Raw genomic sequence first — 24,233 nt, 5'->3', positions numbered from 1 at the left:
AGATGACTGAGCGTCAGAATGCCGAAGGCAACCGGGAGAAGGACCGGCCGTGGCTCATGCGCACGTACGCCGGCCACTCCACCGCCGAGGCGTCCAACGAGCTGTACCGGCGCAACCTCGCCAAGGGCCAGACCGGCCTGTCGGTGGCGTTCGACCTGCCGACGCAGACCGGCTACGACCCCGACCACATCCTCGCCCGGGGCGAGGTCGGCCGGGTCGGCGTGCCGGTCTCGCACCTCGGTGACATGCGCCGGCTGTTCCAGGACATCCCCCTGGAGCAGATGAACACCTCGATGACGATCAACGCGACCGCCATGTGGCTGCTGGCGCTCTACCAGGTCGTCGCCGAGGAGCAGGGCGCGGACATCACCAAGCTCCAGGGCACGACCCAGAACGACATCGTCAAGGAGTACCTGTCCCGGGGCACCCATGTGTTCCCGCCGGGGCCCTCGCTCCGCCTGACGACGGACATGATCGCGTACACGGTCTCCCACATCCCCAAGTGGAACCCGATCAACATCTGCAGCTACCACCTGCAGGAGGCCGGGGCCACGCCGGTGCAGGAGATCGCGTACGCGATGTCCACCGCGATCGCCGTCCTGGACGCCGTCCGCGACTCGGGCCAGGTGCCCGAGGAGCGCATGGGCGACGTGGTCGCGCGCATCTCCTTCTTCGTCAACGCGGGCGTCCGCTTCGTCGAGGAGATGTGCAAGATGCGGGCGTTCGGCCGCATCTGGGACAAGGTCACGCGCGAGCGGTACGGCATCGAGAACCCCAAGCAGCGCCGCTTCCGCTACGGCGTCCAGGTCAACTCGCTCGGCCTGACCGAGGCGCAGCCGGAGAACAACGTCCAGCGGATCGTGCTGGAGATGCTGGCCGTGACGCTGTCGAAGGACGCACGCGCGCGTGCCGTGCAGCTGCCCGCCTGGAACGAGGCGCTCGGCCTGCCCCGTCCCTGGGACCAGCAGTGGAGCCTGCGCATCCAGCAGGTGCTCGCCTACGAGAGCGACCTGCTGGAGTACGAGGACATCTTCGAGGGCTCGAAGGTGATCGAGGCGAAGGTGGAGCAGCTGGTCGCGGACGCGCTCGCGGAGATCGGCCGGATCCAGGAGATGGGCGGCGCGATGGCCGCCGTCGAGTCCGGTTACCTCAAGTCGCAGCTCGTCTCCTCGCACGCCGAGCGGCGGGCCCGGATCGAGTCCGGCGAGGAGAAGATCATCGGTGTCAACGCCTTCGAGGGCACCGAGCCGAACCCGCTGACCGCCGACCTGGACACCGCGATCCAGACGGTCGACCCGGCGGTCGAGGCCCGGGTCGTCGACGGGCTGCGGACCTGGCGCGACACGCGCTACCAGCCGCCCTTCAACCACCCGCGCCCCTGCAAGGCGCTGGAGCGGCTGAAGGCGGCCGCCAAGGGCACCGAGAACCTGATGGAGGCCACGCTGGAGTGCGCCCGGGCCGGGGTGACGACCGGCGAGTGGGCGTCGGCCCTGCGCGAGGTGTTCGGCGAGTACCGGGCGCCCACCGGGGTCTCCTCCGCGCCGGTGGCGGTCGCCGCCGAGCCGGGTTCCGCGCTCGCCGAGGTCCGCGCCAGGGTGGACGCCACCGCCCGCGAGCTGGGCACCGGCAAGCTGCGCTTCCTGGTCGGCAAGCCGGGCCTGGACGGGCACTCCAACGGCGCCGAGCAGATCGCCGTACGGGCCCGGGACGCCGGCTTCGAGGTGGTCTACCAGGGCATCCGGCTCACCCCCGAGCAGATCGTGGACGCGGCCCTCGCGGAGGACGTGCACGCGGTGGGCCTGTCGATCCTGTCCGGCTCGCACGCCCAGCTGGTGCCGGACGTACTGGAGCGGCTGCGTGTGGCCGGTGCCACAGATATACCGGTGATCGCTGGTGGCATCATCCCGAATGGTGATGCCGACCAGCTCAGGGCCGCCGGAGTGGCTGCGGTGTTCACCCCGAAGGACTTCGACATCACCGGAATCATCGGCCGCATCGTCGACGAGATCCGGACCGCGAACAAGCTCGACCCCCTGGAGGTCCCCGCATGACCGTCAACCGTCTTCGTCCGCGGCGCTCCTGCCTCGCCGTGCCGGGGAGCAACCCCCGCTTCCTGGAGAAGGCGCAGGGACTCCCGGCCGACCAGGTCTTCCTGGACCTGGAGGACGCGTGCGCGCCGCTCGCCAAGCCCGAGGCGCGGCACACCATCGTCAAGTTCCTCAACGAGGGCGACTGGACCGGCAAGACCCGCGTGGTGCGCGTCAACGACTGGACGACCGAGTGGACGTACCGGGACGTCGTCACGGTCGTCGAGGGCGCCGGGCAGAACCTCGACTGCATCATGCTGCCGAAGGTGCAGACGGCCGAGCAGGTCGTCGCCCTGGACCTGCTGCTGACGCAGATCGAGAAGACCATGGGCTTCGAGGTCGGCAAGATCGGCATCGAGGCGCAGATCGAGAACGCGCAGGGCCTGAACAACGTCAACGCCATCGCGCAGGCCTCCCCGCGCGTCGAGACGATCATCTTCGGCCCGGCCGACTTCATGGCGTCCATCAACATGAAGTCGCTCGTCGTGGGCGAGCAGCCGCCCGGCTACCCGGCGGACGCCTACCACTACATCCTGATGAAGATCCTGATGGCCGCCCGCGCCAACAACCTCCAGGCAATCGACGGCCCCTACCTGCAGATCCGCAACGTCGAGGGCTACCGCGAGGTCGCCCAGCGCGCCGCCGCGCTCGGCTTCGACGGCAAGTGGGTGCTGCACCCGGGTCAGGTCGAGGCGTCCAACGAGATCTTCTCGCCGTCCCAGGAGGACTACGACCACGCCGAGCTGATCCTGGACGCGTACGACTACTACACGTCCGAGGCGGGCGGCAAGAAGGGTTCCGCGATGCTCGGCGACGAGATGATCGACGAGGCCAGCCGCAAGATGGCCCTGGTCATCTCCGGCAAGGGCCGGGCCGCCGGCATGCAGCGCACCAGCAAGTTCGAGATCCCGGAGGCCTGACGGTCATGCAGTTCGGACGCACCTACGAGGAGTTCGAGGTCGGGGCGACGTACAAGCACTGGCCCGGCAAGACGGTCACGGAGTACGACGACCACCTGTTCTGCCTCCTCACCATGAACCACCACCCGCTCCACATGGACACCAACTACGCGGAGAAGACGACGGACTTCGGCAGGAACGTCGTCGTCGGCAACTACATCTACTCGCTGCTGCTCGGCATGTCGGTGCCGGACGTCTCCGGCAAGGCGATCGCCAACCTGGAGATCGAGTCGCTCAGGCACGTGGCGCCGACCTTCCACGGCGACACGATCTACGGCGAGACGACCGTGCTCGACAAGTGGCCGTCGAAGTCGAAGAACGACCGCGGCATCGTCCACGTCGAGACCAAGGGCTACAAGCAGGACGGCACCCTGGTGTGCGTCTTCCGCCGCAAGGTCATGGTGCCCACCGAGACGTACATCAAGGAGCGCGGCGGCGAGCAGCCGGGCCGCCCAGAGCTGACCGCACCTGCGGAAAAGAACACGGAGAAGTAATGGCGCGCCTCGCCCAGACCGCCGGTCTGACCGACGTCCAGCAGGAGATCCTCTCCACCGTCCGGGACTTTGTCGACAAAGAGATCATTCCTGTCGCGACCGAGCTGGAGCACCGCGACGAGTACCCGCAAGCGATCGTGGACGGCCTGAAGGAACTCGGCCTGTTCGGTCTGATGATCCCCGAGGAGTACGGCGGTCTGGGCGAGTCGCTGCTCACCTACGCGCTGTGCGTGGAGGAGATCGCCCGCGGCTGGATGTCGGTGTCCGGCATCATCAACACGCACTTCATCGTCGCGTACATGCTCAAGCAGCACGGAACGCAGGAGCAGAAGGACCACTTCCTGCCCCGTATGGCCGCGGGCGACATCCGCGGCGCCTTCTCGATGTCGGAGCCGGGCCTGGGCTCCGACGTGTCGGCGATCACCTCGAAGGCGGTGCGGGACGGCGACGAGTACGTCCTGAACGGCCAGAAGATGTGGCTGACGAACGGCGGCACGTCGTCCCTGGTGGCCGTTCTCGTCCGCAGTGACGAAGGCCACCCCGAGGGGACGGCGCCCCACAAGTCCATGACGACCTTCCTGGTCGAGAAGGAGCCGGGCTTCGGCGAGGTCCGCCCGGGCCTCACCATCCCCGGCAAGATCGAGAAGATGGGCTACAAGGGCGTCGACACCACCGAGCTGATCATGGACGGCCTGCGGGTGCCGGCCGACCGGGTGCTCGGCGGCGTCACCGGCCGCGGCTTCTACCAGATGATGGACGGCGTCGAGGTCGGCCGGGTCAACGTGGCGGCCCGTGGCTGCGGTGTCGCCCAGCGCGCCTTCGAGCTGGGGGTGAGCTACGCGCAGCAGCGGCACACCTTCGGCAAGCCGATCGCCCAGCACCAGGCGATCCAGTTCAAACTGGCCGAAATGGCCACCAAGGTCGAGGCCGCCCACGCGCTGATGGTCAACGCCGCGCGCAAGAAGGACTCCGGCGAGCGCAACGACCTCGAGGCGGGCATGGCGAAGTACCTCGCCTCCGAGTACTGCAAGGAGGTCGTGGAGGACGCCTTCCGCATCCACGGCGGCTACGGTTTCTCCAAGGAGTACGAGATCGAGCGGCTCTACCGCGAGGCGCCGATGCTACTCATCGGTGAAGGTACCGCCGAGATCCAGAAAATGATCATCGGCCGCAGGCTGCTCGAAGAGTATCGCTTCCAGGGCTGAATGTCCGCCTATGGGGTGTTTTCTTCGAGAAGAAGATCACACCCCGTAGACGCTGTTCAGCCGTTCTTCGGCCGTCGACTCGGCTTCCTGGCTTGCCCAGTTGCGGCCCGCGACCGGTACGATCCCCGGAAAGCCGCCGTCCCCCCGTTCCAGCGCGGCATCATCCGCTACGAAGGTCATCCATGCCCCACAGCCAAACCTCTGCATCCCGAGACAGCCTGGCCGGCGTACGCCTCGCGCGCGGAGCATCGCCGTGGCTCCTCCCGACCGTCGCCACCGCAGCCCTCAGCCTGGCCCGCGCCCGCCGCTCGGGCGTCGCCAAGGCCGTCGCCGTGCCCGCCACCGCGCTCGCGGCGGGCATGCTGTGGTTCTTCCGCGACCCCGAGCGCGAGATCGCCCCGGGCCGGGTCATCTCGCCCGCCGACGGCGTGGTGCAGAGCATCATGCCGTGGAAGGACGGGCGCACCCGCGTCGCGATCTTCATGAGCCCGCTGAACGTCCACGTCAACCGCGCGCCCCTCGCGGGCACGGTGACATCGGTCGAACACATCCCCGGCGGCTTTGTTCCGGCCTTCAACAAGGAGAGCGAGAACAACGAGCGCGTAGTCTGGCATTTCGACACCGAACTCGGGGACATCGAGATGATCCAGATCGCCGGCGCGGTGGCCCGCCGCATCGTGCCCTACCTCCCGGAGGGTACGAAGGTCGAGCAGGGCGACCGAATCGGTCTGATCCGCTTCGGCTCGCGTGTCGACCTCTACCTGCCCGAGGGCGTGGAGGTCTCGGTCGAGGTCGGACAGAAGACCGTGGCTGGGGTGACTCGCATTGACCGTGATTGATCCGGAGACCCAGGCGGGCTGGGTGCCCGAGGCCGACGAGGTGGACGAAGAGGAGGAGATGCCCCTCTCTCTGCGCCTGTCGATAGCGGACACCCTGACGCTCGGCAACGCCACGTGCGGCTTCATGGCGGTGTACTTCACCACCACCGGCATCCTGATCCCGCACCTGACGGGCAACGACGAGTCCGCGGGCATGGCGCGGCACAGCGCCGCCACTGCGGTCATCCTGATGCTCTGTGCGGCCGTCTTCGACCTGTTCGACGGACTGGTGGCCCGCAAGCTGCGCTCGTCCCCCATGGGGGCGGAGCTGGACAACCTGTCCGACCTGATCAGCTTCGGGCTCGCGCCCGCGTACTTCGTCCTCGTCTACGGCATGGTCGCGGACGACGCGCACCAGCGGATGGCGGCGCTGGGCGCGATCGTGGTGCTCCTGGCGGTCGTGCTGCGGCTGGCCCGCTTCTCCTGCGTGACGATGAAGGACGGCATGTTCCAGGGCATGCCCAGCCCGTTCGGAGCGCTGACGGTGGTCTCCATCGTCCTGCTGGAGCTGCCCTTCGTGGCGACGCTGCTGGCCATCGTGGGCACCGCCTGGCTGATGGTGAGCCGCGTGGAGTACCCGAAGCCGCGGGGACGCCTGGCCGGGGCCATGCTGTCCTGGATCGTGCTCTCGATGGGCCTGCTGGCGGCATGGGCCTTCGACGCCCCGAGCGGGCAGCTGCTGCTCCAGACGGGCTGTGCGCTGCAGCTGGTCATGGGCGCGGTGATTCCCCTGTTCGCCACGGCCCGGCGGGTGAACAACTTCCGCGACAACCGGCGTGAGGCGCGCGCGGCGCAGCTGCCGTAGCGGCGCATGCACGAGGGGCCCCGGACCATCTGCTGGTCCGGGGCCCCTTGCTTGTGTGACCCACCAGGGGGCAGCGCCCCACAGGCTCAGCGCAGGTGGTCCTCGGCGATGCGGGCGGCGACCTGCTCAAGGATCGGCCCCGCATCGGCGATGCACCTGGCCACGTCCGGCTCGACCGACGTCAGCGGGTACGCCCGCCCGATCCCGGCCCGCTCGAGCGCCGCAGGCTCCAGCGCGAGCCGCCCGCACACCGCCACCACGGGCTTGCCCGCGGAGCGTGAGGCCGCGGCGACCCCCGCCGGCGCCTTCCCGTGCAGCGTCTGCTCGTCCAGCGACCCCTCACCGGTGATCACCAGCGATGCCCGCCCAAGCGCCGGTGCGAAGCCCAGCACGTCCAGCATGACCTCGATGCCGGGGCGGAAGCGGGCGCCCAGCAGCAGGGCGCCGTATCCGATGCCTCCCGCGGCACCCGCGCCCGGCGCCGCCGCGTACTCGGCGGCCTGCGGCCCCACGGCCGCCTCCAGCGCCTTCGCGAAGTGCGCGAGCGCCGCGTCCAGGGTCGCCACGTCGTCCGGCGAGGCGCCCTTCTGCGGGCCGTAGACGGCCGGTGCGCCCTTGGGGCCGGTCAGCGGATTGTCGACGTCGCTCGCCAGGACCAGCTCCACCGAGGACAGGCGCGGGTCCAGGCCGGAGAGGTCGGCGGCGGCCAGGTCGGCCAGCCCCCCGCCGCCCGGCGGCACCGGCTCGCCGTCCTCGTCCAGGAACCGGGCGCCCAGCGCCGCCAGCATCCCCGCGCCGCCGTCCGTGGTGGCGCTGCCGCCGACACCGAACACGATCGTCCGCGCGCCCGCGTCCAGCGCGGCCCGCAGCAGCTCCCCGGAGCCGTACGTCGAGGCGGTCAGGGGCGCGAAGACACCGGCCGGAAGCCGCTGCAAACCGCTCGCCTCGGCCATCTCCACGACCGCGGTGTCGCCGCGCAGCGCGTACGCGGCCGTCACCTCCTGGCCCAGCGGCCCGGCGACGCGCACCTCGCGCCGCTCGAAACCGGCCGCGACCGCCGCGTCCACGGTGCCGTCGCCACCGTCGGCCACGGGCAGCGCCTCGACCTCGAGGTCCGGTACGACCCGGCGCAGCCCGGCCGTCACCCGCTCGGCGACCTGTACGGCCGTCAGCGAGCCCTTGAACTTGTCCGCGGCGATGAGCACCCGACGGGTCTCGTCCACTGCAGCGTGAGCCACCTTGCTTTCCCCTTGCTCTCCGGGCCCCGCGCACGTCAGGGCCAGTCGCGCCGCTGCGACCTTAACCTCAGCAGGCCCCCGCCGTCATGCCCCGACCGAAGGCTGGGAAGCGGCTGGGAGCGGCCTGGGGAAAGCGGGTAGATCCCCACCATGACCCCGCAGCCCACCACGGCCGCCCCGTCCGCCGACGCCGCCGGCCGCACCGGGCCGGACCTCGCCGACCGTATCCACGGCGGCTGGCTCGGCCGGATCGCGGGCAACATGCTCGGCAAGCCGGTCGAACAGGGCGAGGTGTGGACCCGCGCCCGTATCGACCGCTATCTGCAAAGGGCCGAAGCCCTGCCGCTCACCGACTATCTGCCCGAGCCCACCGACCCGGCCGACCGGGCCGTGCTGCGCCCGGAGTGGCGCGCCTGCGTACGCGGCCGGATCCAGGGCAGTTGCCGGGACGACGACGTGGACTACACCATCCTCGGCCTGGACCTGCTGGAGACCCACGGCTTCGGCTTCAGCACCGAGCAGGTCGGCGCCCTGTGGCTGCTCAGACTGCCGTACCTGCAGACCTTCACCGCGGAACGGGTGGCGTACCGCAATCTCGTCGACGGGCTCAGACCGCCGCTGACGGCGACGTACCACAACCCGTACCAGGAGTGGATCGGGGCGCTGATCCGCGCCGACATCCACGGCTGGACCTGCCCGGGCGACCCGGCCCGCGCCGCCGGTCTGGCCCGTCGGGACGCGGTGCTGTCGCACACCGGAAACGGGGTGTACGGCGCCATGTGGGCGGCGGCGCTGATCGCGGCGGCGTTCACCGCGCCGAGCGTGCGGGACGCACTGGAGAGCGCGCTCGGCGTGATCCCGGCGGGCAGCAGGCTCGCCCGTACCGTACGGCGGGTCGCGGCGCTGCACGACTCCGCTCTGCCCTGGCAGGAGACCCTGGCCACGGTGGCCGGGGAGACCCCCGGGCTCGGCTGGATCCACACCGTCCCCAATGCCGCCGTGCTCACCGCCGCGCTGCTCTACGGCGACGACGACTTCACCCGGACCCTCGCCCTGGCCGTGCGTGGCGGCCTGGACACCGACTCCAACGCGGCGACCGCCGGGTCGGTGGCCGGGGTCCGCACCGGCGCGGCCGCGATTCCCGCCCGGTGGACGCAGCCGTTGCAGGACACGGTGCGCAGTGCGGTGTCCGGCTTCGACGGAGTACGGATCAGTGCGCTGGCCGAACGCACCCTGCGCCTGGCGGCGGCCGGGCCGTAGCCGTCCGGCGGCTGGTTAGGCTTCCTCAATGACCACGACTTCTGACTTCGCCGCCTACATCGCGGGCCTGCCCCGGGTCCTCGCCGGTGCCGCCGCGCTCTTCCGGGACGCCGAGGGACGGGTCCTGCTCGTCGAGCCGAACTACCGCGAGGGCTGGGCTCTCCCGGGCGGCACCATCGAGTCCGACGACGGCGAGACCCCGCGCGAGGGCGCGCGCCGCGAGACGCTGGAGGAGATCGGCCTCGACCGCGGGCTGGGGCGGCTGCTGGCCGTGGACTGGTCGCACGGTGAGGGCCGGCCGCCGCTGGTGGCGTACCTGTACGACGGCGGTGTCCTGCAGGAGTCGGACCTGAAGGCCATCCGGCTGCAGGAGGAGGAGCTGCTGTCCTGGCGCCTGGTCTCCCGCGAGGAGATCACCGCCCACCTCCCCGGCGCGCTCGGCCGCCGCGTCCTGACCGCCCTGGACGTCCTCGCGGACGGCTCCGGCACGGCTGAGCTGGAGAACGGCCACCGAGTGGCGTGACCGGCCCCGGCTCCCCGGTGTCTCCGACGACGGCCGACCTCCGTTCACACGGGCCGGGCCGGGCCGCGCCGGCCTGGGCTCGGCCGCTAAATGATGTTGAGGCAGTCGAGGAACGGTGTCGCGGCGGATGCGTCCCCCGTGATGCGGCAGTGGTCGCGCCAGGGCTTGCGGGTGGTGGCCCACGCGATGAAGTCGAGCGCCGTGCTGTGGACCCGGGTGGTGGCGTCCGCACCGGGTGCCACGGTCAGCAGCCCGTCCGGACCGGTCGCGGGCAGGACGGTGACGGTGGTGGCGCCCGGCCCGGTCAGGTCGAGGACGAGAGGCCTGCGGACGGTGGCGGTGAGTTCGGGCCCCTGCATCTGGGGAAGGCCGGCGAGCATGAAGTCGACGGCGGGGGCGACCAGGCCGTCGGTCGGTTCCGGCAGGGTGAGTGGGAGCGGGCCGTCCGGGGCGAGCATGTCGTTGCGCAGGTGGCAGAAGACGTTGAACGCCATGGTGTTCGCCAGGAGGTGGCGCGGATACGTCCCGAGCCCCGGCACCCCGACGGGCTCGTCGGCCCCGGGGGGTTCCTGGGCCGCTTCCAGGAGGTCCAGCTGCCGAGGGGTGCTGCGCCGCCACTCGTCGAGGACTTGGGCGTGGCTCCAGCCACGGCGTTCGTCGACGCGCAGGTCGTGGTAGCGCTCGCGGTTCTTCGGCAGTGTGGGATCGGGCGGTGGCGGGTCCACCGCCTCGGAGGCGAGGGCCGCGAGGTGGGCCACCACGTCGATCACGCGCCAGCCGGCGCACGCAGACGGCAGGTCCCACTGCTCGTCGTCGACCTGGGGGACGATCTCCGCCAGGTGCGCCGTGCTCGCGCGCGCGGCGGCGATGCCGGCACGGGTCATCGTTTCCTCCCTCGCCTCTGTCGCCAGGCCTCAGGCGTTGCACGCGAGTTCGAGGCTGCTCGGTTGGCCGCCCCCGGCCGGCTCCTTGGCACCGAGGAGGGCGCGGTGTCGACTGCCGCCCGGTATCCGGGAGTTCAGGCTCCCGGCCGAACCCGCTGCCACAGCCGCTCTGTTCGACGCCGTCCAAGGGGGGTCCCCGCACCGACGCACCCGTTCGCCCCGTCCTGGCCCGCCACAACGACAGGTCCCGTCGTTGCAATCGCCATGGATCGACGATAGGGCCGCGGGTTGGGGCCCGCAATTCACCCGTGCGCACCTGACAGGCCCGCGAAACAGCGCGCTCACCGCCGGGTCCCCGGAAGCCGCAGCTCGCACGGCACCGGATGCACGACAAGCGCGGACACGCGACCATGGCCGTATCCGATATCGGCGGCTGCGGTGACCGACGCCAGAACCCATGTTCCTGCCCACTTCGCGCGGGACACCGACCGCGAAAAGACACCCAACGTCGGCTCTCCACCTCGTACGCCAAGGAAGTGGAAGCACATGAACGCCTCCAGGATCTCGAAATCAGGCGAGGGCAGACTGGCCCTCGCAGTGGCGGTCCTCTCCGCCCTGACCGTGGCGTCGACTCACAGCGCGGACAGTCTCGGCGGCGCCCCGCAAGGCCAGAAGCCGACCGTGGTGCTCGTGCACGGAGCGTTCGCCGACGGGTCCAGCTGGAACGAAGTGGTGCAGCGCCTGCAGCAGGACGGCTACCAGGTCGTCGCCCCGCCCAACACGCTGCGCGGCATACCCAAGGACTCGACCTACCTGAACAGCTTCCTGAAGACCATCAAAGGGCCGATCGTCCTCGTCGGACACTCCTACGGCGGCGAGGTGATCTCGCAGGCCGCCGCCGGGCTCGACACCGTCAAGGCGCTGGTCTACGTCAACGCGATCATGCCGGACAAGGGCGAGTCGTTCGCCGGCCTCTCCGGCAGGTTCCCGGCCGCCCCGATCACCAAGGCGTTCAAACAAGTGCCGTTCCGCAACGGCGACGGCACCACGGGCACGGACGTGTACCTCCAAGCCGCCAAGCTCCACGCGACCTTCGCCCAGGACCTCCCGCAGCAACAGGCGTCCATCATGGCGGCGACGCAGCGCCCGATCGCGCAGTCGGCGTTCACCGACAAGCTCACCGCGGCGGCCTGGCGGGACAAGCCGGTCTACGTCCTCGTCGGCAGTCAGGACAGGGCCATCGACCCGGGCCTCGAGCGGTACGAGGCCAAGCGCGCACATGCGCGCAGGACGGTGGAGATCAACTCCTCGCACGTGTCCCTGGTCTCCCACCCCCAGGCGGTCACGGATCTCATCGTGAGCGCGGCCCGCGACTCCGGTGGATCCTGAAGCGGCGGTCGGAAAGTTGCCGTGAGAACGCGTTCACCCAAGGCAGCGAACGCGAAGCTGCTGGCGTACTCGGTCGAGGTCGGCCTGGCCAGTCTGCTGAGCTACTGGGCGGCCACCAGACTGTGGTCGAGCGCTCATCAGCCGTACGAGGACGGCCAGATCGGCGGCATGTGGGCCGCGATCTCCGCGATTTTCGTGGTCCGGGAATGCAGGAGGAGGAGCCTGGCAGCGGCGATCACCCGTATGTCGGCGACGCTCATCAGCTTCGTACTGTGTCTGGTCTACCTCGCGTTCCTGCCGTTCCACGCCTGGGGTCTCGCCCTGCTCGTGGCTTTGAGCGTCCTGGTGCCCGGGCTGGTCGGGCGGCCCGGCGACGAGGCCACCGCGGCCATCACCACCACTGTCGTCATGGTCGTCGCGGGGCTGAGCCCGCACGGGGCCTGGAAACAGCCGCTGTTGCGTCTGGTGGACACCTCCGTCGGCGTAGCCGCAGGAATTGTCACGCTGACCGTTGTGCAACAGATCGGCAAGTGGACAGCCGGGCGATGACGGCTGGATCCGGCAATACGAAAGGAAGCACACCACCATGGCCAGTGCAGCACTCAAGAAGGTCCTCATCACGGGAGCGGGTACCGGCTTCGGACATGAAGCCGCCATGCGGTTGGCGGAGAAGGGATTCTCCGTGATCGCCGCAGTGGAGATCTACGCCCAGGTGCAGACGCTCAAGCGGCAGGCTGCCGAGCGAGGGGTGAGCCTGCAGGTCGAGAAGCTCGACGTCACCAACGACGGCGACCGTCGCAAAGCTCTGGACTGGGGTGTGGAGATCCTCGTGAACAACGCGGGAGTCGGCGAAGGCGGCTCAACGGTCGACATTCCCGCACCCAACATCCGGCACCAGTTCGAGGTCAACGTCACCGGACCGCTGCTCCTCACCCAGGGGATCGCCAAGCAGATGGTCAAGCGCGGCGCCGGAAGAATCGTGTGGGTCTCCTCCCGGGAGGGACTGAACGTCAACCCCTTCACCGGCATCTACTCCGCGTCCAAGCATGCGGTCGAGGCGATCGCCGAAACCATGGCCTACGAGCTGCAGGAGCACAACATCGAAGTCGCCACGGTCAATCCGGGGCCGTTCCTGACCGGATTCAACGACCGGATGTTCCAGACCTGGGAGAGCTGGGAGGACGACCCCTCCGAGCGGCTCTTCGACTACTCCAAGCTCGCCTTCCCCCGCGCGCAGTTCGACCCGGAACCGGTCTACGCGACATTGACGTCCGTCGCTGCCGGAGAAGTCGACAGCTTCCGCAATCTGGAGCCCACGTCGATGATCGACGAGACCAAGCACCTCCAGCAGGTTCCCTGGGAGCGCAAGGTCACGGATGGCCTCGGGACCCGGCATCAGGCCATCCAGCACTCCTACGAGATGGAGCCCGAGACTCCCGTCGCGGGCTGACCGCCGCCGGTCGGACCGCAAGGGTGGACGCTGCACGCGGAGCCACCCGGTATTCGCTCGCTCCGACTCGGCAGGCGCCCTACTCTCAGTCCATGAACAGCCCTCTCGTGGCCATACTCAGTGGCGCGGGGATCTCCACCGATTCCGGGATTCCCGACTACCGCGGTCCGAACGGACTGTGGCGGCGGGATCCGGAGGCGGAGAAGCTCGTCACGTACGAGTACTACATGGCCGATCCGGAGATCCGGCGGCGGTCCTGGCAGATGCGCCGCAAGAACCGCACGCTGCAGGCCGAGCCGAACGCGGCCCACCGCGCCGTCGCCGACCTGGAGAAGTCCGGCATCCCGGTCCGGGTCATCACACAGAACGTGGACGGGCTGCACCAGCTCGCCGGCATGCCCGCCCGCAAGGTGCTCGAACTGCACGGCAGCGCACGGAGTTTCGTGTGCACCGGATGTCATGCACGCGGGCCGATGGAGGACGCCCTCGCCCGGGTCGAGGCCGGCGAGGAGGATCCCGCCTGCCTGGTGTGCGGAGGCATCCTGAAGTCGGCCACCGTGATGTTCGGCGAGCGGCTCGATCCGGTCGTCCTCGGCGAGGCCGTGGGGATCAGCAAGGCGTGCACCGTGTTCTTCGCCGTCGGCAGCAGCCTGCAGGTGCAGCCCGCCGCCGGACTGGTCGCAGTCGCCGCCGACCACGGCGCCCGGCTGGTCATCGTCAACGCCGAGCCGACGCCCTACGACGAGATCGCCGACGAGATCGTACGCGAGCCGATCGGCACCGCCCTGCCCGCCCTGCTCGGTCGGATGGCCGCGGAGTACGGCGCCGGCTAGGTCCTGTCGACGACAGGGCCTGGCGGCGCTCAGAAGAGGGACGTGCCGCGTTCGAAGTCCAGGAGCCGGCGTTTGCGGTCCAGGCCGCCGCCGTATCCGGTGAGGTCGCCGCCCGCGCCGATGACCCGGTGGCAGGGCACGATGATGCCGATCGGGTTCCTGCCGTTGGCGAGGCCGACCGCGCGGGAGGCCTGGGGATTGCCGAGGGCGTCGGCGAGTTCGCCGTAGGAGCGGGTCTCGCCGAACGGGATGCGGGTGAGCTGCTCCCAGACGCTGCGCTGGAACGGGGTTCCGTGCAGGCGCAGTTCGAGGGTGAACTCGGTCAACTCGCCCGCGAAATAGGCCGACAGCTGCTCCTCGGCCGCGGCGAAGGGCGTGTCGTCGAGGCCGCCGAAACTCTCCTCCGGCGGGCGGTGGCGCTGGCCCTCCATGTACAGGCCGCACAGCACGCCGTCGTCGGCGACGAGGGTGAGGGGGCCGTAGGGACTGGGGATGACGGTGTGCTGTTTCATGTGCGTCGAACGTCCTTGTGCGAACAGGTCCCGGTTCGGGCTTGCTTGTGCGGACTCGTGTTCCTTCCTCGACCTTGTGCGGCCTATACGGGCAGGAAGTTGATCGGGTGGCTGTCGGTTGCCCACAGGTACTGCACCGCGTACGCCCGCCAGGGCCGCCAGGCCTCGGCGCGGGCGGTGAGCGCGGCCGGGGTGGCGGGCAGGCCCAGCTCCTGGGCGGCGCGCCGGATGCCGAGGTCCGTGGGGAGGAAGGCGTCGGGGTCGCCGAGGGCGCGCATGGCGATGACGTCGACGGTCCAGGGGCCGAAACCGGGCAGGGCGAGCAGCAGGGCACGGGCCTCGGCCCAGTCGGACTCGACGCCCAGGTGGAGGGCGCCGTCGGCGAGTTGGCGTACCAGGGTGGTGAAGGTGGTGCGCCGGGTGCGGGGCATGGCCAGGGTCTCGGGGTCGACGGCGGCGAGCGCCTCGGGGGACGGGAAGAGGTGGGTGAGGCCGCCCTCGGGGTCGTCCAGCGGTTTGCCGTGCGCGGTGACAAGGCGGGCCGCGTGGGTGCGGGCGGCGGCCGTGGAGACCTGCTGTCCGAGCACGGCGCGCACGGCGAACTCGGCCTCGTCGACCGTGCGCGGCACCCGGCGGCCTGGCGCCTTGTCGACCAGCGGGGCGAGGAACGGGTCGGTGCGCAGCTGGTCGTCGACGGCGACCGGGTCGGCGTCCAGGTCGAGCATGCGCCGGCAGCGGCTGATCGCCACGGTCAGGTCACGCAGGTCGCTGAGCATGAGCCGGCAGGCGATGTGGTCGGGGCACGGGGCGAGGGAGACGATCCCGTGACCGTACGGCAGTCGCAGCGTGCGCCGGTAGGCGCCCTCGCGCCACTCCTCGACGCCGGGTACGGCGGTGGCGGCGAGGTGGCCGAAGAGGTTGTCCGGGTTGAGCGGGGCGCGGAACGGCAGCCGCAGCGAGAGGGTGCCGGGGGCGGGCGCCGGGCTGCTGCGGGGCGCCCGGGCGCGCAGCTCGGTCGGGGTGAGCGCGAAGACCTCGCGGACGGTGTCGTTGAAGGTGCGGATGGAGGAGAAACCGGCCGCGAAGGCGATCTCCGCCATGGACAGGGAGCTGGTCTCGATGAGCAGCCGAGCGGTCTGGGCCCGCTGGGCGCGGGCGAGCGCGAGCGGGCCCGCGCCCAGTTCGGCGAAGAGCTGCCGCTCCACCTGGCGGGTGCTGTAGCCGAGCCGGGCGGCGAGTCCGGGTACACCCTCGCGGTCCACGACACCGTCGGCGATCAGCCGCATGGCCCGGGCCACCAGGTCGGCGCGCCGGTTCCACTCGGGGGAGCCGGGGCTGGTGTCGGGGCGGCACCGCTTGCAGGCCCGGAACCCGGCCTGCTGGCAGGCCGCGGCGCTCGGGTAGAACGTCATGTTCTCCGGCTTGGGCGGGACGACGGGGCAGCTGGGCCGACAGTAGATCCGGGTGGTCAGGACGGCCGTGAAGAACCATCCGTCGAACCGCGCGTCCTTGGATTGCACGGCGCGTACGCAATGGTCCCGGTCGAGGTGCGTCGCTGTCTGCATGTCTCAAGGATCGGTCACGGACACCGTCCGTCGCTGGCGGAAATTCGACACCATGGTTCGTGGGCCTGGCCATGCGCCCGTCCGGGTCGCGTCGTCTTCGCACCATGGGCACGAGGTGCCGTTGCGGTCGCACCCGCCTGCGCGGACGTCCTAGGCGCGGCTCTCGCGCGGGCCGTCCTGCTGCCGGAAGGCAGCGATCCACTCGGCGGTGTGCCGCAGTCCGCCGAAGGTGTAGAAGTGCACCTTGACCGTGCCGTGGCGCTCGGGGTCGTAGCGGCGGGCGAGGGTGTGCAGGAAGCGGTCGGGGCCGGTCGTGCCCATGAGGTTGGTCAGCGAGAAGCCGTACTTGCGGGCGACGGAGGCGCTGGTCGCGACGCCGAAGCGGGTGGCGTAGCCGAGCAGCCGGCGTACGCCCGCCGGGCCGGGCACGCCGATGCGGACGGGCAGGTGCATGCCGCGGGCGCGCGCGGCCTCCAGCCAGCTGAGGACCGGGTCGACGTCGAAGCCGAACTGGGTGATGACGTCGCCGCCGAACCGCTCGGCGCCGATGGCCGTCGCCTTGTCCGTGAGCGCCGACCACAGGGTGCCGTCGGCTATCGCGGGGTGGCCCTCGGGGTAGCCGCTGATGCCGACGTGGCGCACGCCGTGGCGCCGGAGCAGTCCGGTGCGCAGCAGGGCGAGGGAGTCCTCGTAAGGGCCCTCGGGGCGGGCGGGGTCGCCGCCGACGACGAAGACGTTCTCGGCGGTGCCGTCCGCGGCCAGCCCGGACAGGAACTCCTCCAGGGCGCTGCGGGACGGCAGGAGGCGCGCGGAGATGTGCGGCACAGGGACGAAGCCGAGGCGCTTGACCGCGCGGGCTGCTGCCAGCCGCATGCCGAGGTCCTCACCCGCGAGGAAGGTGATGTTGATGCGGGTGCCGGGCGGGATGCTGCCCCGGGCCTCCTCCAGCCGGGACACGTCCTTGCCGGTCATCTCCAGCGAGAAGTCGTCCAGCAGAGCGGCACCGGCCACCGCGGCGGCAGCGAGAACGGGCTTCATGGTGCTCCTCGTACGACAACGGTCCTGACCTCGGCCGATGATGCCACGCGAGAGGAGGGGGACCGGGGCTGGGGGGAGGCGGGGGACCGGGGCTGTAGTCACGCGCGGCGCGCTGGTCCACGCGGACCCGGCCGACGCCACCCCGCTCGGCGAACCGGCCCGGCCGGCGGTCGTCGCGCATCCCGACGACCCTGCGCACGCTCGCCAGCCGCATGGCCGAGTACGAGGTGACCCGGCTGCTGGTGGTCACGCGCGGGCCGCAACCCCGCCTCGAGGGCATCGTCAGCCTGCGCCATCTGCTGACCGCGCGCCGCATCGACCTGCACGAGGAACGCCATGCGCAGCGCGTCCTCACCCTCAGGGCGCGCAGCGCCGAGGCACCGGCGACCGCCCGATCCGGCCTCCCGCCCGCCCGACAGATCCTTGGGCCGGGCAACTATTGCAAAGGCCAAGAAAAACTCCCCTCCAGACACCATCAATAGCGCGTAGTCACCGCACTCCGCATGGCAACACCGGCTCACGCTGAAGGAAGCGGAACACCCGGCTCCGGGAGGAGTGAGCACGGTGGGACGGCGCGGTACCCGGGCGAGAAGCGGAACGGGTGGCGGCTAACGCCGCCGAGCGGCTTCCGCGGGCCGACGGGTACTGCGGCGCGCCCCGGCCACCCGGGACGGCAGAGCCGTCTTCCGCACCGCTCAGGGCGTCAACGACACGCCCTGCCGGGTGCGTTGGGCGCACGACAAAATCGTGCGCTCCACGCACGGGGGGACTGCACCGGCTCGGGCTCGTGGAAGGTGTGCGGCAAGGACGTCCCCCACGTCCGTTGACCCTGTGCACGCGGTGTGCTGACGGAGTTGCACGCCGAAGCCCGCGCCCGGCTCGGCGTTCCTGTGGGCGCAGTTCACCTCCGACCCGGTGAAGCACCGGCACTACCGGCCGGGGCGCGGATCCGGAGCATCCGCCGACCGGTCTGCGGGTGCCCGACGCCGGCCACCGCGGCCGGCCGCGCCGGCACCGCGATCGCCGTGTGGCGGCGCATGGTCCTGCTCCGCGCACCGACGCCCTTCGCAACAGACTCCGGGTTCGCCACGACAGGGGGCACGGGCGGCGACGGGAGACCCGCACCGCGGCTCCGTCAGTGCAGCTGCGCGGCGAAGGCCTCGTACGCCTGCTCGTCGAAGAGCACGAACCGCACCTCTTCGACGTCGGTCGGTGTGCTGCGTACCGTCTCCACCGCGATGCGCGCCGCGTCCTGCATCGGCCACCGGTAGACGCCGGTGGAGACGGCCGGGAAAGCGACGGTGCGGGCGCCGAGTTCGTCGGCCACGCGGAGGCACTCGCGGAAGCAGGAGGCGAGCAGCTCCGAACGGTCCTCGCTCCGGCTGTGCACCGGCCCGACCGTGTGGATCACCCAGCGGGCCTCCAGCTCGCCCGCCGTCGTGGCGACCGCCTGGCCCGTGGGCAGCCCCTTGCCGTACCGGGAGGCGCGCAGGGCGCGGCACTCCTCCAGGATGGCGGGGCCGCCGCGGCGGTGGATCGCACCGTCCACGCCACCGCCGCCGAGCAGCGAGGAGTTGGCGGCATTCACGATCGCGTCGGCGCTCTGCCGGGTGATGTCGCCCTGGACGAGCGTGATGGTGGTCATGTACGTCTCAGTCTCCGCCATACGGCCTTGGCCGCGTTGTGCCCCGACATGCCGTGCACACCCGGACCCGGCGGGGTGGCCGAGGAGCAGATGAACACGGCCGGATGAGGCGTGTGGTAGGGGAACATGGACAGTCTGGGGCGCAGCAGGAGCTGGAGTCCGGAAGCCGCGCCGCAGGCGATGTCGCCGCCGACGTAGTTCGCGTTGTGGGCGGCCAGCTCGGCGGGACCGGCGGTGGCCCGGGCGAGCACGCGGTCGCGGAAACCGGGGGCGACGCGCTCCAGTTGGCGTTCGAGAGCGTCGGTGAGGTCCCCGGACCAGCCATGGGGCACATGGCCGTACGCCCAGAAGACCTGCTTGCCCTCGGGGGCGCGGGTGGCGTCGACGACGCTCGGCTGCACGGTGATCATGAACGGGTGGTCCGGAGCGCGGTTCTCACGGGAGACGGCGCGCAGGGCGGTGCCGATCTCGGCCTGGCTCGCGCCGATGTGGACGGTGGTGGCGAGGCGGGCCTCGGGCGCGGTCCAGGGCACCGGGCCGTCCAGGGCATAGTCGATCTTGAACACGCCGGGTCCGTAGCGGAAGTGCGCGTAGTAATCGCCGAAACCGGCGATGCGGGCGAGCGCGGTGGGCGAGGTGTCGAAGACGTACGCGCGCGCGGGCGGCAGCTCGTCCAGGCGCTTGACCTCGTAGTCGGTGTGCACCGCGCCGCCGAGGTCGCCGAGATACGCGGCGAGCGCGTCGGAGATCGCCTGGGAGCCGCCGCGCGGCACCGGCCAGCCGCGGGCGTGCGCGGCCAGTGCGAAGACCAGGCCGACGGCTCCGGTGGCCGGGCCGTCGAGCGGTGACATCACATGCGCGACCAGCCCCGAGAAGAGGGCCTTGGCCCGCTCGTCCTTGAAGCGGCGCATCAGCCATGTGGACGGGGGCAGCCCGGCCAGGCCGAACCGGGCGAGGGTCACGGGGTCGCGCGGCAGCGCGGTCAGCGGCAGGGACATGAAGTCCCGCAGAAGGGTGTCCCAGCGGGCGAGGAACGGCTCGACCAGCCGGCGGTACGCACCCGCGTCACGCGGGCCCAGGGACGCGGCCGTCTCGGCCACCGACCGGGACAGCACGGCCGCACTGCCGTCGGGGAAGGGATGCGCCATCGGCAGCTCGGAGTTCAGCCACTGGAGGCCGTAGCGCTCGAGGGGCAGGGCGCGGAACGCCGGGGAGTTGACGCCGAAGGGGTGGGCGGCCGAGCACGGGTCGTGCCGGAAGCCGGGGAGGGTCAGCTCCTCGGTGCGGGCACCACCGCCGACGGTGGACTTCGCCTCGAACAGTGCGACGGAGAAGCCGCGCCGGGCCAGCTCCACGGCAGCGGTCAGTCCGTTCGGCCCCGCACCCACCACGACCGCATCGAGCATCGACGGCACCTTGGGACCCCTTCGTCAGCCGATGGCCACTCGGGATCAGGATATGCCGGAGGACCGACACCGCCCCGGTCCGGGTGGGCAAGCGGGGCGGCGCCGCGCGGCCGGGGCCGGCGAACAGGTCCGGGAGACGGGGCTCGCCGGATTCAGGGCGCCGTGCGCAGCAGCGCGGCCACCCGGGCCGCGGTCGCGGCGTCGCGGGCCGCGGTGAACGGCAGGGCGTTGCCACCGGTGACGCGGAAGGGCTCGCCGGCCCGGGTGAGGTGGGTGCCGCCCGCCTCCTCGACCAGGAGCAGCCCGGCCGCGTGATCCCAGGCGGCCTCCCAGGAGAACGCCACGGCATCCAACTCGCCCCTGGCCACGGCGAGATACTCCAGGCCCGCCGAGCCGCACGGGCGCGGTGCGATCCCGTCGGTCCACAGGACGCGCAGCGAGTGCTTCTGCTCGTCGGTGGTGTAGTCCGGGTGGGAGGTGGCGACGACGAGGTCCCGGCCCGGTGCGGGCGGGCCCGCGAACAGCGGCTCGCCGTCGAGGAAGGCGCCCCGGCCGCGGACCGCGGTGGCCAGCTGCCCGCGTGCCGCCGCATAGGTCCACGAGGCGATGACGACGCCGCGGTGGGCGAGCGCGACCAGGGTGCAGAACCCGTCGTCGCCGTGGACGAACTGGCGGGTGCCGTCGACCGGGTCGACGATCCAGACCGGTGCGTCGCCCTGGAGCGCGCCGTAGGTGGCCGGGTTGGCGTGCACCGCTTCCTCGCCGACCACGACCGAGCCGGGCAACATGGCGCCGAGCGCCTCGGTGAGCCGCTTCTCGGCGAGCCGGTCGGCGTCCGTCACCAGGTCGTGCGGCCCGCTCTTCTGGTCCACGTCGTCCTCGGCGAGGCAGCGGAAGCGGGGCAGGATCTCGGCCGCGGCAGCCGTGCGCAGCGCGTCTTCCACGTCGGCCGAGCTGCGGGTGAGAAACTCGTCGATGGTTTCCGTCATCTTTTCGAACATGCCCCCATGAGAACACGCCCCACTGACAATCCCCGCCCGCCCGGTGCACAGCGGGTGGAATCGGGATGAAGAACGGGGGTCGCCCCCGGCCCTCGCCCGGGCCGCGGCGGGCCGTACCGCGCGCCGTCAGCGGCCGACCGCGTAGCCCTGCATCCCGCGCGGGTTCGCCGCCGCCGACAGCACACCGGTCCGCGGATCCCGGGCGACCGCGCACAGCCGGCCCTCGGACCAGGCGGGGCCGACGGTGACGTCGTGGCCGCGCCCCCGCAGTTCCTCGATGACCTCGGGGTCCATGCGCGACTCCACGGTCACGCTGCCGGGGCGCCGGCCGCGAGGATAGAAGGAGCTGGGGAAACTGTCGTTGTGCCAGTTCGGTGCGTCGATGGCGCCCTGGAGGTCGAGGCCGCCGCGGACGGGGGCACGCAGCACGGCGGCCAGGAAGAAGTGCAGCTGCCACTGGTCCTGCTGGTCCCCGCCGGGCGTACCGAAGGCCAGGACCGGCACCCCCTCGCGCAGCGCGAGGGACGGGGTGAGGGTGGTGCGGGGACGACGGCCCGGGGTGAGGGAGTTGGGCAGCCCCTCCTCCAGCCAGGCCATCTGCAGGCGTGTGCCGAGCGGGAAGCCCAGCTCGGGTACGACCGGGTTGGACTGCAGCCAGCCGCCGCTGGGCGTGGCCGCGATCATGTTGCCCCAGCGGTCGACGACGTCCAGGTGGCAGGTGTCGCCGCGGGTGGTGCCGTCGGCGGCGATGTGCGGCTCGCCGGGGAACTCGGCGACGGTCGGCTCGCCCGCGCCCATCGGGTCGAAGCCCCGCCTGCCGGTCTCCACGCGCGCGTACGCCTGCGCGGGCAGCCGGGGAGCGCGTTTGCCTGGGCTGCCCGGCCGCAGCTCGTGGCCGGCCTTGACGCCGACCAGGCCGCGCCGGTCCGCGTTGTAGCCGTCCGAGAGCAGCTCGGCCACCGGCACCTCGGCGGCGTCCCCGTACCAGGCCTCGCGGTCGGCCATGGCGAGCTTGCAGTTCTCGACGAGCAGGTGGACGTAGTCGGCGGAGCCGTAGGCAGGCAACTCAGCGGGAAGCAGGGCGAGTTGCTGCAGGAGGACGGGGCCCTGACTCCAGGGGCCGGCCTTGCACACCGTCCAGCCGTTCCAGTCGTACGACGCCGGGGGCTCGTAACCCGCCGACCAGCCCTCGAGGTCGGACTCGGCGAGCGTGCCGGTGTGCCGTGCACCGCTGGTGTCCAGGGTGGGCCGCCGGGACTGGCGCAGCAGGGCCTCGGCGATGAAGCCGGAGCGCCACACCGCGCGCGCGGCGTCGATCCGCGCCTCCCGGTCGCCCGCGCCGGCGGTCTCGGCCAGCAGCCGCCTCCAGGTGGCGGCGAGGGCGGGGTTGCGGAAGAGCCGACCGGTCCGTGGGGCCCTGCCGTCCGGCAGATACACCTCGGCCGACGACGTCCACTCCGTCTCGAACAGCTCCCGTACGGTCTCCACGGTCGCGCCGAGCTTCTCCACGGGCGCGTGCCCGTGTTCGGCGTATCCGACGGCGTACTTCAGGACGTCGTCGAGACTCTTCGTGCCGTGGTCGCGCAGGAGCAGCAGCCAGGCGTCGAAGGCGCCGGGCACGGCGGCGGCGAGCGGCCCTGTGCCGGGCACGAGATCCAGGCCCAGCCCCCGGTAGTGCGCCACGGTGGCGCCGGCCGGGGCCACACCCTGTCCGCACAGCACGCGCACGTCGCCGCCCGCCGGGGCGAGCAGGATCGGCACCTCTCCGGCCGGTCCGTTCAGGTGCGGCTCCACCACATGCAGCACGAACGCCCCGGCCACGGCGGCGTCGAAGGCGTTGCCGCCGTCCTCCAGGACCGCCATCGCCGACTGGGAGGCCAGCCAGTGCGTGGAGGACACCATGCCGAAGGTGCCCTGAAGGGTGGGTCGAGTCGTGAACTGCATCTCTCACCTCGGAGTTTGCGTGCGCCGGTCGGGCTGTCCCCGCATCAGAACGGGTCCGTGGGATCTTCCCGGGCACTGCCATGGCGAACCCGCTTGAAAGCGTGCGGCTGTGCAGACGAGCACGCGTTGCCGACCAGGGCCCCGCCGGCGACAGACTCGGTGCGCAGGACGGATCGGGGGCCGGCAGGGCGCGGTCAGAACCCCGGTGTGAAGATCTCCGCGGTCGCGGTGAGGACGTCGTCGCCCAGCCGCTGGGCTGCCACGCCGTTGCGGACCGAGCCGCCCGCCGCGAGGACGCGGCCGTCGCGGAGGGGGGTGAAGGCGCTTTCCCAGCGGGGGACGGACATGGGGGCTGCGGGGGTCCAGGCGCGGGTGAGGGTGTTGCTCACGGCCCGTCCTCCGTCCCGCTCCGACTGCTGCACCACGGAACCACGAGTCGATGAACGCCCGATAACCGCGTGCGTCATCGGTTCGACGTGGTGTACAGCGCCTCCCAGGTGACCGTACGGGCGTGTTCACCGTCCGGGGAACGCGGCGGCCACCTGCGCCGCTGATCTCTGAAATTGATGAGGAAGGTATGGTTTCGCCGGGTGCGAGGGCATCTCGAATGAGCGCGGAACCTTACCGGGTAAGCGACAGTCGAAGGAAGGGTGAGTCAGTGGAAAAGCCTGCGGCAGGTTCCCGGTCCGGAAGGGGTGCACGGAAAGTTCTGTGGCTCGTCTGCCTCCTTCCCGCTGTCCTCCTGATCGGTCTTGTCTCAGCTTTTCTTTACCACCCTGATGATCAACCTGCGGCTGTGAGCGTCAACTCCTCGCAGCTGACCGGCCAGTGGAAAGCCGCGGAGGGCGGGAAACTGGTTCTGCGCAGCAATGGAACCTTCGCCGCGCAGAATTCCTGCGGCTTTGGGCCGGATGCTGCTCCAGGTTCTGCGAACGGCACGTGGGCCATAGCGCAGTCGGGCGACTGGGGCCATGGAATGGGCGTGCAGTTCGTATTCGACAAGGTCCATATCGGGCTGGGTGCAAGCAAGGAAGGGGAGACGCTTGTGCTGTGGAGACACATCGGGGACCCTGATGAGGGTAATTACTGCAAGGTGAGAAAGCAGTAGACGACGTCG

General features: G+C 71.1%; 25 protein-coding genes. 14 read left to right on the top strand and 11 right to left on the bottom strand.

What is annotated here, in order from left to right; all coding sequences use genetic code 11:
• The first annotated feature begins 2 nt into the window (after positions 1 to 2).
• The 4 genes from GQF42_RS34500 to GQF42_RS34485 are packed head-to-tail and all read left to right on the top strand — an operon-like array spanning position 3 to position 4,745.
• Positions 3 to 2,051: a protein meaA gene (locus tag GQF42_RS34500; RefSeq protein ID WP_158926518.1), complete on the top strand. Its 2,049-nt coding sequence runs from the start codon at positions 3 to 5 to the stop codon at positions 2,049 to 2,051.
• Positions 2,048 to 3,007 (top strand): HpcH/HpaI aldolase/citrate lyase family protein, encoded by a 960-nt coding sequence (locus tag GQF42_RS34495; protein ID WP_158926517.1) that lies wholly within the window; start codon positions 2,048 to 2,050, stop codon positions 3,005 to 3,007. The genes GQF42_RS34500 and GQF42_RS34495 overlap by 4 nt, the downstream gene beginning before the upstream one ends.
• Positions 3,008 to 3,012: 5 nt before the next feature.
• A complete protein-coding gene (locus tag GQF42_RS34490; RefSeq protein ID WP_158926516.1) occupies positions 3,013 to 3,540 on the top strand; it encodes a MaoC family dehydratase in 528 nt (175 codons plus the stop codon).
• The gene (locus tag GQF42_RS34485) at positions 3,540 to 4,745 is read left to right on the top strand and encodes an acyl-CoA dehydrogenase family protein (RefSeq protein WP_158926515.1); all 1,206 of its coding nucleotides are present in this window, start codon (positions 3,540 to 3,542) and stop codon (positions 4,743 to 4,745) included. The genes GQF42_RS34490 and GQF42_RS34485 overlap by 1 nt, the downstream gene beginning before the upstream one ends.
• Positions 4,746 to 4,781: 36 nt before the next feature.
• Here GQF42_RS34485 and GQF42_RS34480 read toward each other — a convergent pair whose 3' ends face one another.
• Positions 4,782 to 4,925 (bottom strand): hypothetical protein, encoded by a 144-nt coding sequence (locus GQF42_RS34480; protein ID WP_158926514.1) that lies wholly within the window; start codon positions 4,923 to 4,925, stop codon positions 4,782 to 4,784.
• Positions 4,926 to 4,927: 2 nt separating this feature from the next.
• Between GQF42_RS34480 and GQF42_RS34475 the strand changes: the two genes are divergently transcribed.
• Positions 4,928 to 5,584 carry a phosphatidylserine decarboxylase gene (locus GQF42_RS34475; protein WP_158926513.1) on the top strand — a complete coding sequence of 219 codons (657 nt, stop codon included), beginning with the start codon at positions 4,928 to 4,930 and terminating at the stop codon, positions 5,582 to 5,584.
• A gap of 22 nt (positions 5,585 to 5,606) precedes the next feature.
• Complete coding sequence (pssA, locus tag GQF42_RS34470) at positions 5,607 to 6,428, top strand: CDP-diacylglycerol--serine O-phosphatidyltransferase (RefSeq protein WP_158930908.1); 822 nt, start codon at positions 5,607 to 5,609, stop codon at positions 6,426 to 6,428.
• Between the two features lie 86 nt (positions 6,429 to 6,514).
• Here the strand turns inward: pssA and GQF42_RS34465 are convergent, their stop codons facing one another.
• Positions 6,515 to 7,651, bottom strand: a complete 1,137-nt coding sequence (locus tag GQF42_RS34465) for a glycerate kinase (RefSeq protein ID WP_158930906.1) — start codon at positions 7,649 to 7,651, stop codon at positions 6,515 to 6,517.
• Positions 7,652 to 7,816: 165 nt separating this feature from the next.
• Here GQF42_RS34465 and GQF42_RS34460 point away from each other — a divergent pair, with 165 nt between their 5' ends.
• Together GQF42_RS34460 and GQF42_RS34455 are read left to right on the top strand one after the other, a co-directional pair.
• Positions 7,817 to 8,926, top strand: a complete 1,110-nt coding sequence (locus GQF42_RS34460; RefSeq protein ID WP_158926512.1) for an ADP-ribosylglycohydrolase family protein — start codon at positions 7,817 to 7,819, stop codon at positions 8,924 to 8,926.
• 28 nt (positions 8,927 to 8,954) lie between these two features.
• Positions 8,955 to 9,449 carry an NUDIX domain-containing protein gene (locus tag GQF42_RS34455; RefSeq protein WP_158926511.1) on the top strand — a complete coding sequence of 165 codons (495 nt, stop codon included), beginning with the start codon at positions 8,955 to 8,957 and terminating at the stop codon, positions 9,447 to 9,449.
• Between the two features lie 86 nt (positions 9,450 to 9,535).
• On the opposite strand, the gene GQF42_RS34450 is transcribed toward GQF42_RS34455, so the two are convergent.
• Entirely contained in the window at positions 9,536 to 10,333 is a 798-nt protein-coding gene (locus tag GQF42_RS34450; protein WP_158926510.1) for a maleylpyruvate isomerase family mycothiol-dependent enzyme, read from the bottom strand.
• A gap of 546 nt (positions 10,334 to 10,879) precedes the next feature.
• Here GQF42_RS34450 and GQF42_RS34445 point away from each other — a divergent pair.
• The 4 genes from GQF42_RS34445 to GQF42_RS34430 all read left to right on the top strand — a co-directional run bounded on the left by GQF42_RS34445 (position 10,880) and on the right by GQF42_RS34430 (position 14,005).
• Positions 10,880 to 11,722, top strand: a complete 843-nt coding sequence (locus GQF42_RS34445) for an alpha/beta fold hydrolase (protein ID WP_158926508.1) — start codon at positions 10,880 to 10,882, stop codon at positions 11,720 to 11,722.
• Positions 11,723 to 11,743: 21 nt separating this feature from the next.
• Positions 11,744 to 12,271, top strand: a complete 528-nt coding sequence (locus GQF42_RS34440; RefSeq protein ID WP_158926506.1) for an FUSC family protein — start codon at positions 11,744 to 11,746, stop codon at positions 12,269 to 12,271.
• A gap of 37 nt (positions 12,272 to 12,308) precedes the next feature.
• A complete protein-coding gene (locus GQF42_RS34435) occupies positions 12,309 to 13,172 on the top strand; it encodes an SDR family oxidoreductase (RefSeq protein ID WP_158926504.1) in 864 nt (287 codons plus the stop codon).
• A 92-nt stretch (positions 13,173 to 13,264) separates the two neighbouring features.
• The gene (locus GQF42_RS34430) at positions 13,265 to 14,005 is read left to right on the top strand and encodes an SIR2 family NAD-dependent protein deacylase (protein ID WP_158926502.1); all 741 of its coding nucleotides are present in this window, start codon (positions 13,265 to 13,267) and stop codon (positions 14,003 to 14,005) included.
• Positions 14,006 to 14,034: 29 nt separating this feature from the next.
• Here the strand turns inward: GQF42_RS34430 and GQF42_RS34425 are convergent, their stop codons facing one another.
• From GQF42_RS34425 to GQF42_RS34415, 3 genes are all read right to left on the bottom strand, one after another.
• Positions 14,035 to 14,517, bottom strand: a complete 483-nt coding sequence (locus GQF42_RS34425; RefSeq protein ID WP_158926500.1) for a methylated-DNA--[protein]-cysteine S-methyltransferase — start codon at positions 14,515 to 14,517, stop codon at positions 14,035 to 14,037.
• Positions 14,518 to 14,600: 83 nt separating this feature from the next.
• Positions 14,601 to 16,082 carry an AlkA N-terminal domain-containing protein gene (locus tag GQF42_RS34420; protein ID WP_158926498.1) on the bottom strand — a complete coding sequence of 494 codons (1,482 nt, stop codon included), beginning with the start codon at positions 16,080 to 16,082 and terminating at the stop codon, positions 14,601 to 14,603.
• 150 nt (positions 16,083 to 16,232) lie between these two features.
• Positions 16,233 to 17,120, bottom strand: a complete 888-nt coding sequence (locus GQF42_RS34415) for a methylenetetrahydrofolate reductase (protein ID WP_158926496.1) — start codon at positions 17,118 to 17,120, stop codon at positions 16,233 to 16,235.
• Positions 17,121 to 17,332: 212 nt separating this feature from the next.
• On the opposite strand from GQF42_RS34415, the gene GQF42_RS34410 reads away from it, so the two are divergent.
• Positions 17,333 to 17,602: a hypothetical protein gene (locus GQF42_RS34410; RefSeq protein WP_158926494.1), complete on the top strand. Its 270-nt coding sequence runs from the start codon at positions 17,333 to 17,335 to the stop codon at positions 17,600 to 17,602.
• Between the two features lie 653 nt (positions 17,603 to 18,255).
• Here GQF42_RS34410 and GQF42_RS34405 read toward each other — a convergent pair.
• From GQF42_RS34405 to GQF42_RS34385, 5 genes are all read right to left on the bottom strand, one after another.
• Positions 18,256 to 18,765: an O-acetyl-ADP-ribose deacetylase gene (locus GQF42_RS34405; RefSeq protein WP_158926492.1), complete on the bottom strand. Its 510-nt coding sequence runs from the start codon at positions 18,763 to 18,765 to the stop codon at positions 18,256 to 18,258.
• Positions 18,762 to 20,180: a phytoene desaturase family protein gene (locus GQF42_RS34400; RefSeq protein WP_199272897.1), complete on the bottom strand. Its 1,419-nt coding sequence runs from the start codon at positions 20,178 to 20,180 to the stop codon at positions 18,762 to 18,764. Before GQF42_RS34400 ends, GQF42_RS34405 begins: the two co-directional genes overlap by 4 nt.
• A 143-nt stretch (positions 20,181 to 20,323) precedes the next feature.
• Entirely contained in the window at positions 20,324 to 21,160 is an 837-nt protein-coding gene (locus tag GQF42_RS34395; protein ID WP_375994370.1) for an inositol monophosphatase family protein, read from the bottom strand.
• Between the two features lie 138 nt (positions 21,161 to 21,298).
• On the bottom strand, positions 21,299 to 23,116 hold the full coding sequence (locus GQF42_RS34390) for a gamma-glutamyltransferase family protein (protein ID WP_158926486.1): 1,818 nt from the start codon (positions 23,114 to 23,116) through the stop codon (positions 21,299 to 21,301).
• Positions 23,117 to 23,310: 194 nt separating this feature from the next.
• Positions 23,311 to 23,505 carry a hypothetical protein gene (locus GQF42_RS34385; protein ID WP_158926484.1) on the bottom strand — a complete coding sequence of 65 codons (195 nt, stop codon included), beginning with the start codon at positions 23,503 to 23,505 and terminating at the stop codon, positions 23,311 to 23,313.
• Between the two features lie 407 nt (positions 23,506 to 23,912).
• Here GQF42_RS34385 and GQF42_RS34380 point away from each other — a divergent pair, with 407 nt between their 5' ends.
• Positions 23,913 to 24,224 (top strand): hypothetical protein, encoded by a 312-nt coding sequence (locus GQF42_RS34380; RefSeq protein ID WP_158926482.1) that lies wholly within the window; start codon positions 23,913 to 23,915, stop codon positions 24,222 to 24,224.
• Positions 24,225 to 24,233: the final 9 nt, after the last annotated feature.

The organism is Streptomyces broussonetiae (assembly GCF_009796285.1).
Taxonomy (GTDB): Bacteria; Actinomycetota; Actinomycetes; order Streptomycetales; family Streptomycetaceae; genus Streptomyces; species Streptomyces broussonetiae.
Note: the sequence above shows the minus strand (reverse complement) of the source record. Positions and strands in the feature narration are given on the sequence as shown.